Source organism: Exiguobacterium sp. QJM3NY_9 (assembly GCF_056173545.1).
The window spans coordinates 1,994,193-2,007,819 of record NZ_CM149679.1; the positions used below are offsets into that span (position 1 = coordinate 1,994,193).

The following is a 13,627-nucleotide window of genomic DNA, read 5'->3' on the forward strand; positions in this document are numbered from 1 at the left end:
GCAGGCAAGACCCTGTTCGTAGTCCGTGAAGATCAAGGAGTAACGGCTTGCGCCTCGCCCGAGGAAAGCAACGAAAAAAGACGCTGTATCTCCCAATAGCACTTTGTCTACAGTCTAAAACGTCCTTTATCAAAATCAGGCGAGAATATGCCCACTTCTAAACGATCAGGGTGAAGCCCTAGTGAAAGTGGGAGATGAATCGCCACCCTCTCTTTCAGGTATATCCGTTGTAAGGAGGTGAACATCATGTTGACTCACAAGGCCTACAAATTCAGAATCTATCCGACAAAAGAGCAGGAAATCCTGATCGCGAAGACGATCGGTTGTTCGCGCTTCGTCTTCAACCACTTCTTAGCGAAGTGGGATGAGACGTATAAAGCGACAGGGAAAGGACTGTCCTTCGGGTCTTGTTCGAAAGAACTCCCGTCGTTGAAGCAGGCGTTCGACTGGCTGAAGGAAGTCGATAGCACGTCTATGCAGACGAGCGTCAAACATCTTGCTGATGCCTTTGACCGCTTCTTCAAGAAACAGAACGAACGGCCTCGCTTCAAGTCGAAGAGCAATCCCGTTCAATCGTACAAGACGAACATTCAAGGTAAGTCTCAACTTCCTGATGTCTCGATCGTCGGCAACAAGTTAAAACTCCCGAAGTTGAAATGGGTGCGTTTCGCTAACTCGAGGCAGGTCGTCGGACGCATCTTGAACGCGACCATCCGGCGTAACGCTTCAGGAAAATACTTCGTCTCCCTGCTCGTCGAGCAGGAGAGCAACGAAATGCCGAAGACGGGCTCATCCGTCGGCGTCGATGTCGGATTGAAGCACTTCGCCGTCCTGTCGGACGGCACGGTATACAAGAACGACCGTTACTTCCGTTCGCTTGAGCAAAAGCTGGCGCGCGAGCAACGCAAGCTTTCTCGTCGTCAACGGTTGGCCTTGGACAAGAAAGTAACACTTTCCGAGGCGAAGAACTACCAGAAGCAGAAGCGAAAGGTCGCCCGCATCCACGAGAAGATCGCCAACAAGCGAACCGATTTCCTGCACAAGGTGTCGACCGAGACCGTCAAAAACCACGACGTCATCGGCATCGAGACCTTGCAAGTGAAGAACATGCAGAAGAATCGCAAGTTGAGCAAGTCCATCTCTGAGGTCAGTTGGTCGGAGTTCTTCCGCATGCTCGGATACAAGGCGGCATGGTACGGAAAGACCGTCGTGAAAGTCGGCAAGACCTTCGCCTCTAGTCAACTGTGTTCCAGTTGCGGACATCAACACAAAGACGTGAAACATCTTGGCTTGCGTGAATGGACATGCCCGAGTTGCGGCATCCACCACGACCGTGATGTGAACGCAGGACTGAACCTCAAACAAGAAGCTGAACGCCTCTTAGCTTCTTCAACCGTCGGGACGACGGGGTTAGCCTGATCAGGTTTCGACCGTCAGGTCGGATCACTCAGGAATCCTCCACCTCTAAGCGAAGCGTAGGTGGAGGTAGTTCAAGGGCGTTTTATTTGTTTACATACGTCAATACGTCTGCGACAAATGTCCGACTCCCTGCAAGAACACTCGTTTGTTCTTGGAAAGTCATCGCGTCGCCTTCAATTGTCCCGACGCGCCCTCCAAGCTCCTCAATCAACAGTTGTCCAGCTGCGTAATCCCATGGCATGTTTCGCATCGTAATGTAGCCGTCAACACGCCCCGCGGCGACCCAAGCGAGTTCAAGCGAGGCGGCACCGACTGCCCGAACCCCAACAGCGTCTTTTACGAGTGGCGCTAGCAATGCTGCATCAATTCTTCGATTGGCAGTCACCCACGTCGCATTCATACAGATGATCGCATCACTAACCGGCTTCTCTTCAATTGGCGCTAATCGAATTCCATTTTCGAATGCGCCCTGTCCTTTAATGCAATGAAACATCTCATCCGCCATGACGTCATACACAAATCCATACTGAAGTTCGCCCTCTACCATGATGGCAATCGAAATCGCAAATAAGCGTTTTTGGCGAATGAAATTCATCGTGCCGTCAATCGGATCGACGAACCAAATCGTGCCACCCAATGTTTCAGGTCGCGCCGCACGCCCTTCTTCTCCATATATATGATGATCTGGATACTGATTCAGGATACCTTCAATTAATAAATCTTCGACATTTTTGTCAATCTCCGTCACTAAGTCACTTTTATTCGTTTTTTCTTCGATATGATACGCATGGTCTATCATCTGACGGATATATTTACCCGCTCGTTTCATTAAATCGATAGCATGTAACTCTATGCCTTGCATGCGCCTCACTCCTTTTATATGATTCCTGTCTTTTCCATAGTAACAAAAAAAGAAAACCAGCGAAAATTTTCGCTGGTTGATTGATTTAATTTATTTGATTTTTAGTTTATCGTTTACTGAATTATGCCTCTAATAACACCATTTCTTGGCGGTATTTTTCGAGACGCTCTTTACTGGCACCAACCGCTTCTGCATCACTTTCTACGATTGCATCGTGCAATGTTGCGAGCTCATAATCAATTTCGAGACGCAATACCGGAATGCGTTTTTCTGCATCTTTTCTCTTGTATGCTTCTATTACTTGTTTCACAGTAACCACACTCCTTCGCGAGATAAATGAACGTTTTAATTATCAGACAATTGCGACTAATTGGTGGATTGAATCTATAATAGTACGATTCAACTTAGATGTAAAGCATCTATTTTTAAAAATTACAGTTTAACGATATCGTCTTGTATGTAATATATAACCCATTTTTCTTTATTCTAAACAACTAATCGGTTTCCCTTTCAGGATATATGTAGGATGCACACTAAAAAAAGACAAGGAATTCCGAATGGAATCCTCGCCTTTCTCTCTTAATCATTCTTCATTTTTTCATTCGTAAAATCGGTTCGTCTTGTTTGATTGCTTGTTGGACCGCACGGTAACTGGAGCAACCTGTTTCTTCGAAATAGAATTGATCGAGTTGTTTTTCTTCCGACTTCGCATTCACGATTTTCTTGAAGGCTTTATATGTCCGCATAAATTCTTCACGTGACACACCTTTTTCGTAAGCTTCTTCGACGATGTTAAAAAAATCAATGACGGTGACGATTTCCTTCGTCGACCAGTCTGGGTTGATGGGATAATTAAGAGCCATCCTGACACATCCTTTCTTCACGATTCTTATTTTACAATGAAATCGAAGATAAAACAGTTGCAACGTTATGAAAACTTGTTATAGTTAGCTTGTTTGATTGTTTTTTTATTCGGTTTTAAGGGGGGAAATCTGGTGCAAACAAAAAGCTTAACACAGCTCGATACACCTTTATTCGATGCGCTACTCGCGCATGCGAAACGTCAACCAATTCAATTTCATATTCCTGGTCATAAGAATGGGCAAGGAATGGATCCTGCATTTCGATCGTTCATCGGTCAAAATGCACTCGATATCGATTTAATCAACATCGCTCCACTCGATGATTTACATCATCCGAAAACGATTATCAAAGATGCCCATCAATTGGCGGCACAAGCATTCCATGCAGATGAAACGTTTTTCTCTGTCCAAGGAACGTCAACGGCAATCATGGCAATGATCATGAGCGTCGTCGGTCCGGACGATAAAATCCTCGTTCCGCGAAATGTCCATAAATCGATCATGTCGGCTATCGTTCTTTCTGGAGCGCACCCGATTTTCATTCACCCTGAATTTGATGAAATGTTTGGAATTGCTCACGGTATCACACCAAGTGCCGTCGAACGTGCCCTCAGTCTTCATCCTGATACGAAGGCGATCCTCGTCATCAACCCGACGTACTTCGGTGTCGCAGGCGACCTTGAGAGCATCGTCAAGCTTGCTCATGGGAAAGGGATCCCTGTCCTCGTTGACGAAGCACACGGCGTCCATATCGGCTTCCACGATGATATGCCGCTATCAGCAATGCAAGCAGGGGCTGACTTAGCCGCTACGAGTGTGCACAAACTGGGTGGATCACTCACAGGAAGTTCTGTCTTGAACGTCCGCCGAGGTCTGGTCTCGCCCGATAAAGTCCAGACTGTCCTCTCGATGTTGACGACGACTTCAACATCGTATCTGTTACTCGCTTCACTCGATTGCGCACGGCGCCATCTCGCGATTAATGGTGAGGCAATGAACCGACGCGCACTTGAACTATCGACACGGATGCGGATGGGTCTCGCTAAGTTGCCTTACCTCGCCGTCTTCGGTGAATCGGACTTACATTCGAGTGCGACATTCGCGTTCGACCCGACTAAAGTATTGATTTCGGTCAAAGGACTCGGTATTTCTGGTCACCTCGTCGAAGAGTTCTTACGCGAAGAACACCGGATTGAAGTCGAACTATCAGATTTGAATAACATCCTCTTAATCATCACTTCAGGCGACTCTGAGGAAACGATTGACGCCTTACTGTCTGGAATGACCGAGCTCGTTGAGCGGTACCGTGATACAGGTGCGAAAACAACTTCTCATTCTATCATGTTGCCGGACATACCTGCGCTCGCATTAAGTCCACGCGATGCCTTCTACGAAGAAACGGAAACGATTCCGCTCGCGCAAGCCGTAGGACGGATTTCTGCAGAATTCATGATGGTCTATCCGCCGGGCATCCCGATCTTCATTCCTGGTGAGATGATTACGACGGATAACTTAGCGTATATTAAAGAAAATATCGAAGCGGGTCTTCCTGTCCAAGGGCTTGAGGATCATTCACTCGAAACAATTAAAGTCATTCAACAATCGAATGCCATTCGATGATTCAAACGAAAGCAGACGTTACAGCTTCTCAAAAAAGTACGGGCGCAGGATATCAAATCCTCCGCCCGTACTTTTTATTTTACCAAGACCACACCTTAGCCTCTTGCATATGATAATGAAAAAAAGCCCTTAAGCGGTCGGCTCCCCGCTTAAGGGCTTAAAGCTTATTTAATGATGTGGATTGGGCTACCGATTGCAACTTCAGCAGTTTCCATCGCGATTTCACCGAGTGAAGGGTGCGCGTGGATTGTGAGTGCGATATCTTCAGCAGTCATTCCAGACTCGATTGCGAGTCCCATCTCTGCGATCATGTCAGATGCGCCTGTACCAGCGATTTGAGCACCGATCAAGAGACCGTCTGATTTGCGTGTGATCATTTTCAAGAAGCCGTCTGGCTCGTTGAGTGCAAGGGCACGACCGTTTGCAGCATAAGGGAATTTAGAAGCGAGGTAATCAAGACCTTCTTCTTTCGCTTGTGCTTCTGTATAACCGACTGTTGCGAGTTCTGGGTCTGTGAAGACAACCGCAGGAATTGCGCTATAGTCGAGGTATGCCGGGTGTCCAGCAGCAGCTTCAGCAGCGATTTTCGCTTCGAAAGATGCTTTGTGCGCAAGTGGTGGTCCAGGAACGATGTCCCCGATTGCGTAGATGTTTTCGTTAGACGTACGGCACTGATCGTCGATTTCGACAAGTCCGCGCTCGCTAAGTTTAACTTCAGCCATCTCAAGACCGAGATCAGAAGTGTTCGGGCGACGACCGACAGTGACGAGGACGTAGTCCGCTTCAACTGTTTGTGTTTCACCTTTCACTTCGAACGTTACTTTAACGCCGTCTTCTGTCTCTTCCACACTTTGTGCAAGTGCTTCGTTGTGGATTGTGATGTTCCCTTTTTGTTTGAGCTTTTTCTTGACGACTTGTGTCATTGCCGGCTCAAAACCAGAAAGGATGTCTTTTGTTCCTTCTAAGATGACAACTTCAGTATCGAAGTTAGCATACGCTGTACCAAGCTCCATTCCGATGTATCCGCCACCGATGACGATGAGTTTTTTCGGAAGTTCAGGAAGGTTCAATGCGCCTGTAGAAGAAAGGACACGTTTAGACCATTTGAACGCTGGAAGTTCGATTGGAGTCGAACCTGTTGCAATGATACATTTTTTGAATTTGTAAGGTGTTGAAGAATCTTCGTTGATGATACGAACTGTATCTTCAGATTGGAAGTATGCTTCCCCTACGACTGTTTCGATGTTGTTACCTTTAAGAAGGCCGCCAACACCACCCGTTAATTTGTTAACGACTGATTGTTTCCAAGATTGAACTTTCGAGAAATCGACTGCAACGTTCTCAGATGTGATCCCCATTGAGTCCGAACCTTTTGCATGTTGGAAGTTGTGTCCAGCTGTAATTAACGCTTTTGACGGGATACATCCAACGTTCAAGCAAACACCACCGACGTTTTCACGTTCGACGACTGTTACTTTAAGTCCGAGTTGTGCGCCACGAATTGCAGCGACATAACCACCAGGGCCGGCCCCGATTACGAGTAAATCTGTTTCTTGTGCGAATTCACCTACTACCATTGCTTATCCCTCCATAATGAGAAGTTGTGGGTCGTTCAACAAGCGTTTAACTAGGTTAAGCGCGTTTTGTGCTGTTGCACCATCAATGAGACGGTGGTCAAAGCTGAATGAAAGTGCAAGTACTGGTGCTGCAACGATTTCACCGTTTTTAACGACTGCTTTTTCAGCAATACGGCCGATACCGAGGATTGCAACTTCCGGGTGGTTGATGACAGGTGTGAACCATTGTCCGCCAGCAGAACCGATGTTTGTGATTGTGATCGATCCGCCTTTCATCTCTTCACCAGAAAGTTTACCATCACGTGCTTTACCAGCTAAATCATTGATATCATCAGCGAGTGAGAAGATTGATTTGCGATCTGCGTCTTTGACGACAGGTACGACAAGTCCGTTATCTGTATCCGCTGCGATACCGATGTTGAAGTAGTTTTTGTAGACGATTTCTTCGTTAGCATCATCGATTGAAGCGTTGATAGTCGGGTACTTTTTAGCAGCCGCAGTCAATGCTTTAACGACGAACGGAAGGTAAGTCAATTTCGTACCTTGTGCTGCAGCAACTTCTTTGAAGTTTTTGCGGAGTGCCACGAGGTTCGTTACATCGACTTCGTCCATAAGTGTTACGTGTGGTGCCGTATGTTTCGAGTTGACCATTGCTTTCGAAATCGCTTTACGGATACCTTTGATTTTTTCGCGTGTTTCAAGCTCAGGTTGAGCAGCAACATACGGTTTCACTTCAGCTTTAGGAGCAGATGCTTGTGCAGATGCTTTTTCTTCTGAAGCTGGTGCAGTAGAAGATTGACCACCGTTTGCAAATGCATCGATGTCTTCTTTAACGACGCGACCGTTGTCTCCAGAACCTTGAACTTCACGGATGTCGACGCCTTTTTCACGTGCATATTTACGGACAGAAGGCATCGCGATGACACGTTCTGATTTGTGGATTTGAACTTCAGTCGGCTTGTCTTCGACTTTTTGATCCGTGTCTTGGACATCTTTTGCGTTTTCTTCTGCTTTAGGTTGTTCAGGAGCTGCTTCTTCAGAAGGAGCTGAACCTTCACCTTCGACGTCGAATGAGATTAATACGTCACCAACAACAGCAACGACACCTTCGTCTACTTTTACTTCTTTGACTGTACCATCAACTGGTGACGGGATTTCAACGACCGCTTTATCGTTTTGAACTTCAAGAAGAACGTCGTCCTCTTTTACTGTGTCGCCCGCTTTTACGAACCACTTTACGATTTCGCCTTCGTGAATACCCTCACCGATATCCGGCAATTTGAATTCAAATAAACCCATTTGAATATGCCTCCTTTTATTTCACTCTTCTAGTCAATTGTTATCTTTAAAACGGAAGCAAGGAGAGAATTTCCCCTCTCCTTTTTCCGAATCACGCTTAGAAATTGTAAACTGTTTTTACTTTTTCAACGATATCTTTGTGGTCTGGAATCCAGACGTCTTCACCTTGTGCGAATGGGAAGATTGTATCTGGAGCCGTTACACGAAGAATCGGTGCTTCAAGATCAAGAATTGCACGCTCTTGAATTTCAGTTGCGACCATTGCAGCCACACCTGCTTGTTTTTGAGCTTCTTGAACGACAACGACACGGTTCGTTTTCTTAACTGACGCAACGATTGTATCGATATCGATTGGGCTGATTGTCATCAAGTCGATGATTTCGACGCTGATGTTTTCTTTTTCAAGTTCCTCAGCTGCTTTAAGTGAAGCGTGGACCATCGCGCCGTACGTGACGATTGTAACGTCTGTACCTTCACGTTTGATGTCTGCTTTACCGAGTTCGACCGTGTAGTCCCCTTCAGGAACCTCGCCACGGAATGAACGGTAGAGTTTCATGTGCTCAAGGAAAACGACTGGGTCGTTATCGCGGATTGACGCGATCAAAAGACCTTTTGCATCGTACGGAGTTGACGGGATGACGACTTTAAGTCCTGGTGACTGAGCCATCAATCCTTCTAAGTTATCCGCGTGAAGTTCTGGTGTCTTAACGCCACCACCGAATGGTGAACGGATTGTAACTGGTGCACTGTACGTACCACCTGAACGGTAACGTAGACGCGCGAGCTGAGCTGCTACTGAATCGAACACTTCGAAAACGAAACCGAAGAATTGGATTTCCATGATTGGGCGGAAACCAGTCAAGCTGAACCCGACTGCAAGACCACCAATACCTGACTCGGCGAGTGGTGTATCGAAGACGCGGTCTTCGCCTAATTCATCTTGAAGACCTTCTGTCGCACGGAATACCCCACCGTTTTTACCGACGTCTTCACCGAACAAGAGAACTTGCTCGTCGCGTTTCATCTCGACGCGCATTGCGTCAGTGATCGCTTGGATCATCGTCATTTGTGCCATGGGTTATTTCGACTCCTTTGCTGTATACTCATCAAGCTGCTCTTGCAGGTTTTGTGGTAACTTTTCAGCCATCACGTTGATGAAGTCAGTAACTTTTTGTTTTGGTTCTTTGTCAGCTTGTGCAAGTGCTTCTTTCACATCAGCTTTTGCTTGCTCGATGACTTCGTTTTCTTTGTCTTCGTTCCAAAGACCTTTTGTTTCCATGAACGCACGGAAACGAACGAGTGGATCTTGAGCTTGATACTCATCATCCATATCTTTTGTACGGTAACGTGTCGGATCATCACCAGCGAGTGTGTGTGGTCCGTAACGGTACGTGAGTGTTTCGATCAATGTCGGTACACCGTTGAGTGCTTCGACACGTGCTTGTTTCGTTGCAGCGTAAACTGCGAGAACGTCCATACCGTCAACTTGAATACCGTTGATGCCGGCAGCGACCGCTTTTTGTGCAATTGTTTTTGCCATTGATTGTTTTTCAACCGGCGTCGAAATTGCGAAACGGTTGTTTTGGACAACGAAGATTGCAGGGGCTTTAAATGCTCCAGCAAAGTTCATTCCTTCGTAGAAATCACCTTGTGAAGAACCGCCATCACCTGTATATGTGATTGCTACTTGCTCTTTACCACTTTTCTTAAGACCGAGTGCAACACCGGCAGCTTGAACGATTTGTGCACCGATGATGATTTGTGGCATTAAGACGTTCACACCTTCAGGAATCTTACCGCCTGTGATGTGTCCACGTGAGAACAAGAATGCTTTGTAGAGTGGGAAGCCATGGAAGACCATCTGTGGAATATCACGGTATCCAGGAAGAATCCAGTCATCCTTATCGAGTGCGAATTGTGTTCCGATCATTGACGCTTCTTGTCCTGCTACTGGAGCATAGAAACCAAGACGTCCTTGACGGTTGAGTGAGATTGCACGTTGGTCCCAGATACGTGTGTATACGAGACGACGCATTAATTCCGTTAATTCTTCATCTGAGAGATCCGGCATAGCGTCTTTGTTGACGACTTCACCTTTCTCGTCAAGAATGCGGAACGTTTCAAAGTTTTCTTCCACGTTTTTAAACATGTTTAAGTTCATCTTTTCACCTCATCCTTTCACTGTGCTCAGCGAAATATTCCTCTGACTGATTTGCCCACATACCAATAGTGTTCAAAAATCGAAGTCCCGTGTGACCTTTCTTGAACATATATCTGTGTACCTATTCAGTTGAGTAAACTGTATTAACATGACTCGACACGATTTGATGTCTTGTTCATTACGTTACAAGTATAAAACTGTAACGCCTATAAAATCAAAGGAAATGTTTTATTTTTTTTTACGACCGTCATTTGTGACGCCTTTCACAAAAACCTTCTGTTTCTCCTTCTGTACTATTCAACTATTTGTAACTGTGTTAGTTATGAATTTCCCCTTTCGCTTGTGCTATAATTTTTATAGATGAAAGGGGTGTTGTTCATGATCACCATGAATGAAATCGTACGCGAAGAAGTTCCGACGCTTCACGAACGATCGGTGGAAGTTACTTTCCCACTCAGTGAGGAAGATAAAGAAACGATGCGCTTGATGCGCGAGTTTCTTGCTAACAGTCAAGATGATGAAATAGCTGAAAAGTACGATTTGCGTAGCGGGATAGGTCTTGCTGCTCCTCAAATCGGTGTCAATAAGCGGATGTTCGCGATTCGACTTCCAGACGGCGACGATCTTTTAGAGTTCGGAATCTATAATCCGAAAATCATCAGCCACTCTGTCGAACAGACGTTTTTAACTGGTGGTGAAGGTTGCCTATCCGTCGACCGTGAAGTCGAAGGTCACGTGCCACGCTATATGCGTATTACCCTTACTGGCATCGATCATAACGGAATTCCTGTAAAATTAAGATTAAAAGGTATGAAAGCCATCGTTTGCCAGCATGAATATGACCATTTAGACGGCATCATGTTTTACGATCGAATCGATAAAAAAGAACCATTCAAGGAATATGGACCTGCCACATGAGTTCTTCCACGCCTTGAAACAAAAAAGCCATTTCCTGATTCAGGAAATGGCTTTTTTCGTTAAACTTCCATAATGATCGGCATGACCATCGGATGACGTTGTGTTTTTTCAGTTAAATAAGGTGTTAATGTATCGTTGATGACTTGTTTGATATCTGTCCACTTCGTGTTTCGGTTCGTTAATGATTGTTCTAACGAACGTTTCAACAAGCGCTCCGCATCTTTAATTAAGTTGCCTGATTCACGCATGTAGACGAATCCACGAGAAATGATGTCCGGTCCAGAAACAAGACGGTTTGTTTTCGAGTCGAGTGTGACGACGACGACGACAAGTCCTTCTTCCGAAAGAATACGACGATCGCGTAACACGATGTTTCCAATATCTCCAATCCCTTTTCCATCGACGTATACCGCATTCGCCTGGATTTTACCAGTGATCGCTGCTGCATTGGCATCGAGTGCTAAGACTTCACCGTTATCCATGACGAAACAGTTCTCTTCCGGAACACCCGCATCCATCGCAAGCGACATGTGTTTTTTCAACATGCGGTATTCACCGTGAATCGGCATGAAGTACTTCGGCTTGAGTAGGCGCAGCATCAAGAGTTGCTCTTGCTGACTACCGTGACCTGACGTATGGATATCATTGAGCTTACCATACATCACGTCTGCCCCTGCTTTATACAGCTGGTTGATCGTTTTCCCGACCGAAACAACGTTTCCTGGGATCGGTGAAGACGAGAAGATGACCAAATCATCGGGAATGATTGAAATCTGACGGTGTGTCCCATTGGCGATTCGGCTTAACGCTGCCATCGGCTCTCCTTGCGAACCTGTACAAAGAATCGTAATTTCATTCGATTTATACCGTTTCATTTCATTCGGCTCGATGATTGTTCCTTTAGGTGCCTTGATGAAATCAAGCTCTTGTCCAATCATCATGACCTTGTCCATGCTTCGACCGAAGACGACGATTTTCCGTCCTGCTTCGACCGAGGCATTGACGACTTGTTGGAGACGATAGATGTTCGAGGCGAACGTCGCAAAGATGATTCGTCCATCCGCTTTCCGGAAAATATCCGAAATCGTTTCACCGACAACCCGTTCACTCATCGTAAATCCTTCAACTTCAGCATTCGTCGAGTCAGATAAGAGACAAAGTACGCCTTCTTTCCCGAGTTCTGCCATCTTCGCTAAGTCAGCAGGCTCCCCAACTGGTGTGAAGTCGAACTTAAAGTCCCCCGTATGGACGATATTGCCTTGTGGCGTTTTTACGACGACACCGAACGAATTTGGAATCGAGTGTGTCGTCCGGAAGAATGAAATACTTGTCTTCCGGAACTTGATGATCGAGTCCTCATCAATTTCATGAAGTTCCGCCGTCCGTAATAAACCATGCTCTTCTAATTTGACCTTGATTAAACCAAGGGCAATTTTCCCCGCATAAATCGGTAAGTTCACTTGTTTTAATAAGAAAGGAAGTCCGCCGATATGATCTTCGTGTCCGTGTGTAATGAACACACCTTTGACTTTATCTTTATTTTTGATTAAATACGTGTAATCTGGAATAACATAATCGATTCCGAGCAATTCATCTTCTGGGAACATGACCCCTGCATCAATGACGATGATTTCATCTTGGAATTGAACCACATATGTGTTCTTCCCGATTTCTCCTAAACCGCCGAGTGCGAATACGGCTGCTTGGTGGTTTTTGACGAACTTCATGCGAACGTCGCTACCTTGTAGTCAACACTTTGTTTTTCGTACTCTAGGAATTCTCCACTTACTTCGCGGATGAATTCAACATTAATGTCTTTGATGAGATGATCAATCGATGTTCGCACGTCACGAATGCTCTCTCCTTCAACATACATAACCTCTGTCCGTTCTCTTACTGGTGCTTCCGAACGAAGCGGTTGATAAAATACTTTAAAAATCATACTTAGCAACTCCTTATCAGTCCATTGTTTTTTGTCCTTAGATTAGTATACACGAAAACGGTTCATTTTTTCATCCTTATTCAACAACTGATATCTGCTTGAACCTAGGCGCTATGCTATACTTTCATTTGTAAACGGCTATTCAGCCAATTAAATAGAGAAGGTGAAACCATGGCAAATCAAAAAGTCGTCTTTTTCGATATCGATGGAACCTTGCTTCACGATGGTCATTTCATACCGGAATCGACAAAACAGGCAATCAAACAACTACAGGAAAACGGCGTTTACGTCGCCATCGCTACCGGGCGTGGTCCTACAATGCTGTCAGGCGTCCGTGAGCAACTCGGCATCGATACCGTCATTGGCTACAACGGTCAAATCGTCGTTCATCAAAATGAAGTCATCTATAAACGTCCGCAACCCGTCGATGATTTGAAACATTTAACATCACGTGCAAAAGAGAATGGGCACACACTTGTTTATCTCGGCGAGAAACAAGGCTTCACGACGCGTCAAACAGACGAGACCGTCGCGACGTCACTCGGCGCGCTCGATATTCCCCTTCCTGCTTATAATGAAGAAGCTTACGAGACGCACGATATCTTCCAAACCCTCGTCTATTGCCGGGCAGAAGAAGAATCGATTTATACGCAAAACTACCAAGCATTCGATTTCATTCGCTGGCACCCACAAGCGATGGACGTCATCAATGCCGGATCGTCGAAAGCCGATGGAATTAAACAATTCCTCCGTTTAACGGATATCAAACGTGAAGATACGTTTGCTTTCGGTGACGCACTGAACGATCTCGAGATGCTCCGCTACGTCGGAACAGGCATCGCGATGGGCAATGGATTAGACGAAACAAAAGCCGCCGCCGACTTCGTCACGAAACACATTCTTGAAGACGGCATCGCGCACGGTTTAAAAAAATTCCAATTAATTTAAAAGGGATACAAAAAAAGC

At 45.7% G+C, this 13,627-nt stretch carries 13 protein-coding genes; 4 read left to right on the top strand and 9 right to left on the bottom strand.

The features are described 5' to 3' along the window. Nucleotides 1-246: 246 nt before the first annotated feature. The gene (tnpB, locus tag AC0VYQ_RS10330; protein ID WP_475403517.1) at nucleotides 247-1,419 is read left to right on the top strand and encodes an IS200/IS605 family element RNA-guided endonuclease TnpB; all 1,173 of its coding nucleotides are present in this window, start codon (nucleotides 247-249) and stop codon (nucleotides 1,417-1,419) included. An 82-nt stretch (nucleotides 1,420-1,501) separates the two neighbouring features. On the opposite strand, the gene AC0VYQ_RS10335 is transcribed toward tnpB, so the two are convergent. The 3 genes from AC0VYQ_RS10335 to AC0VYQ_RS10345 all read right to left on the bottom strand — a co-directional run bounded on the left by AC0VYQ_RS10335 (nucleotide 1,502) and on the right by AC0VYQ_RS10345 (nucleotide 3,144). Next, complete coding sequence (locus AC0VYQ_RS10335) at nucleotides 1,502-2,281, bottom strand: inositol monophosphatase family protein (protein ID WP_088837464.1); 780 nt, start codon at nucleotides 2,279-2,281, stop codon at nucleotides 1,502-1,504. 121 nt (nucleotides 2,282-2,402) lie between these two features. Then, the gene (locus AC0VYQ_RS10340; RefSeq protein WP_029330952.1) at nucleotides 2,403-2,591 is read right to left on the bottom strand and encodes a hypothetical protein; all 189 of its coding nucleotides are present in this window, start codon (nucleotides 2,589-2,591) and stop codon (nucleotides 2,403-2,405) included. A gap of 280 nt (nucleotides 2,592-2,871) precedes the next feature. Then, a complete protein-coding gene (locus tag AC0VYQ_RS10345; RefSeq protein WP_029330953.1) occupies nucleotides 2,872-3,144 on the bottom strand; it encodes a UPF0223 family protein in 273 nt (90 codons plus the stop codon). Nucleotides 3,145-3,276: 132 nt separating this feature from the next. On the opposite strand from AC0VYQ_RS10345, the gene AC0VYQ_RS10350 reads away from it, so the two are divergent. Continuing rightward, nucleotides 3,277-4,764 (top strand): aminotransferase class I/II-fold pyridoxal phosphate-dependent enzyme, encoded by a 1,488-nt coding sequence (locus AC0VYQ_RS10350; RefSeq protein ID WP_475403518.1) that lies wholly within the window; start codon nucleotides 3,277-3,279, stop codon nucleotides 4,762-4,764. 164 nt (nucleotides 4,765-4,928) lie between these two features. On the opposite strand, the gene lpdA is transcribed toward AC0VYQ_RS10350, so the two are convergent. From lpdA to pdhA, 4 genes are all read right to left on the bottom strand, one after another. After that, entirely contained in the window at nucleotides 4,929-6,341 is a 1,413-nt protein-coding gene (gene lpdA, locus AC0VYQ_RS10355; RefSeq protein WP_214810659.1) for a dihydrolipoyl dehydrogenase, read from the bottom strand. A gap of 3 nt (nucleotides 6,342-6,344) precedes the next feature. Beyond that, nucleotides 6,345-7,640: a dihydrolipoamide acetyltransferase family protein gene (locus tag AC0VYQ_RS10360; RefSeq protein ID WP_029330956.1), complete on the bottom strand. Its 1,296-nt coding sequence runs from the start codon at nucleotides 7,638-7,640 to the stop codon at nucleotides 6,345-6,347. 97 nt (nucleotides 7,641-7,737) lie between these two features. Continuing rightward, nucleotides 7,738-8,715, bottom strand: a complete 978-nt coding sequence (locus AC0VYQ_RS10365) for an alpha-ketoacid dehydrogenase subunit beta (RefSeq protein ID WP_088837467.1) — start codon at nucleotides 8,713-8,715, stop codon at nucleotides 7,738-7,740. 3 nt (nucleotides 8,716-8,718) lie between these two features. After that, nucleotides 8,719-9,801, bottom strand: a complete 1,083-nt coding sequence (gene pdhA / locus AC0VYQ_RS10370; protein WP_026827895.1) for a pyruvate dehydrogenase (acetyl-transferring) E1 component subunit alpha — start codon at nucleotides 9,799-9,801, stop codon at nucleotides 8,719-8,721. Nucleotides 9,802-10,179: 378 nt separating this feature from the next. Between pdhA and def the strand changes: the two genes are divergently transcribed. Beyond that, nucleotides 10,180-10,719 carry a peptide deformylase gene (gene def, locus AC0VYQ_RS10375; RefSeq protein ID WP_029330958.1) on the top strand — a complete coding sequence of 180 codons (540 nt, stop codon included), beginning with the start codon at nucleotides 10,180-10,182 and terminating at the stop codon, nucleotides 10,717-10,719. Nucleotides 10,720-10,778: 59 nt separating this feature from the next. On the opposite strand, the gene rnjA is transcribed toward def, so the two are convergent. Together rnjA and AC0VYQ_RS10385 are read right to left on the bottom strand one after the other, a co-directional pair. Then, nucleotides 10,779-12,446 (bottom strand): ribonuclease J1, encoded by a 1,668-nt coding sequence (gene rnjA / locus AC0VYQ_RS10380; RefSeq protein WP_029330959.1) that lies wholly within the window; start codon nucleotides 12,444-12,446, stop codon nucleotides 10,779-10,781. Continuing rightward, a complete protein-coding gene (locus tag AC0VYQ_RS10385; protein WP_088837469.1) occupies nucleotides 12,443-12,661 on the bottom strand; it encodes a DNA-dependent RNA polymerase subunit epsilon in 219 nt (72 codons plus the stop codon). Before AC0VYQ_RS10385 ends, rnjA begins: the two co-directional genes overlap by 4 nt. A gap of 171 nt (nucleotides 12,662-12,832) precedes the next feature. On the opposite strand from AC0VYQ_RS10385, the gene AC0VYQ_RS10390 reads away from it, so the two are divergent. Beyond that, nucleotides 12,833-13,609, top strand: coding sequence for a Cof-type HAD-IIB family hydrolase (locus AC0VYQ_RS10390; protein ID WP_475403519.1), 777 nt, complete (start codon nucleotides 12,833-12,835; stop codon nucleotides 13,607-13,609). Nucleotides 13,610-13,627 lie beyond the last annotated feature (18 nt).

Coding starts and splice junctions, on each gene's coding strand:
- AC0VYQ_RS10335 (WP_088837464.1), bottom strand. CDS start 2,281: ATGCAAGGCATAGAGTTACATGCTATCGATTTAATGAAACGAGCGGGT.
- rnjA (WP_029330959.1), bottom strand. CDS start 12,446: ATGAAGTTCGTCAAAAACCACCAAGCAGCCGTATTCGCACTCGGCGGT.
- tnpB (WP_475403517.1), top strand. CDS start 247: ATGTTGACTCACAAGGCCTACAAATTCAGAATCTATCCGACAAAAGAG.
- AC0VYQ_RS10385 (WP_088837469.1), bottom strand. CDS start 12,661: ATGATTTTTAAAGTATTTTATCAACCGCTTCGTTCGGAAGCACCAGTA.
- def (WP_029330958.1), top strand. CDS start 10,180: ATGATCACCATGAATGAAATCGTACGCGAAGAAGTTCCGACGCTTCAC.
- pdhA (WP_026827895.1), bottom strand. CDS start 9,801: ATGAACTTAAACATGTTTAAAAACGTGGAAGAAAACTTTGAAACGTTC.
- AC0VYQ_RS10390 (WP_475403519.1), top strand. CDS start 12,833: ATGGCAAATCAAAAAGTCGTCTTTTTCGATATCGATGGAACCTTGCTT.
- lpdA (WP_214810659.1), bottom strand. CDS start 6,341: ATGGTAGTAGGTGAATTCGCACAAGAAACAGATTTACTCGTAATCGGG.
- AC0VYQ_RS10365 (WP_088837467.1), bottom strand. CDS start 8,715: ATGGCACAAATGACGATGATCCAAGCGATCACTGACGCAATGCGCGTC.
- AC0VYQ_RS10345 (WP_029330953.1), bottom strand. CDS start 3,144: ATGGCTCTTAATTATCCCATCAACCCAGACTGGTCGACGAAGGAAATC.
- AC0VYQ_RS10360 (WP_029330956.1), bottom strand. CDS start 7,640: ATGGGTTTATTTGAATTCAAATTGCCGGATATCGGTGAGGGTATTCAC.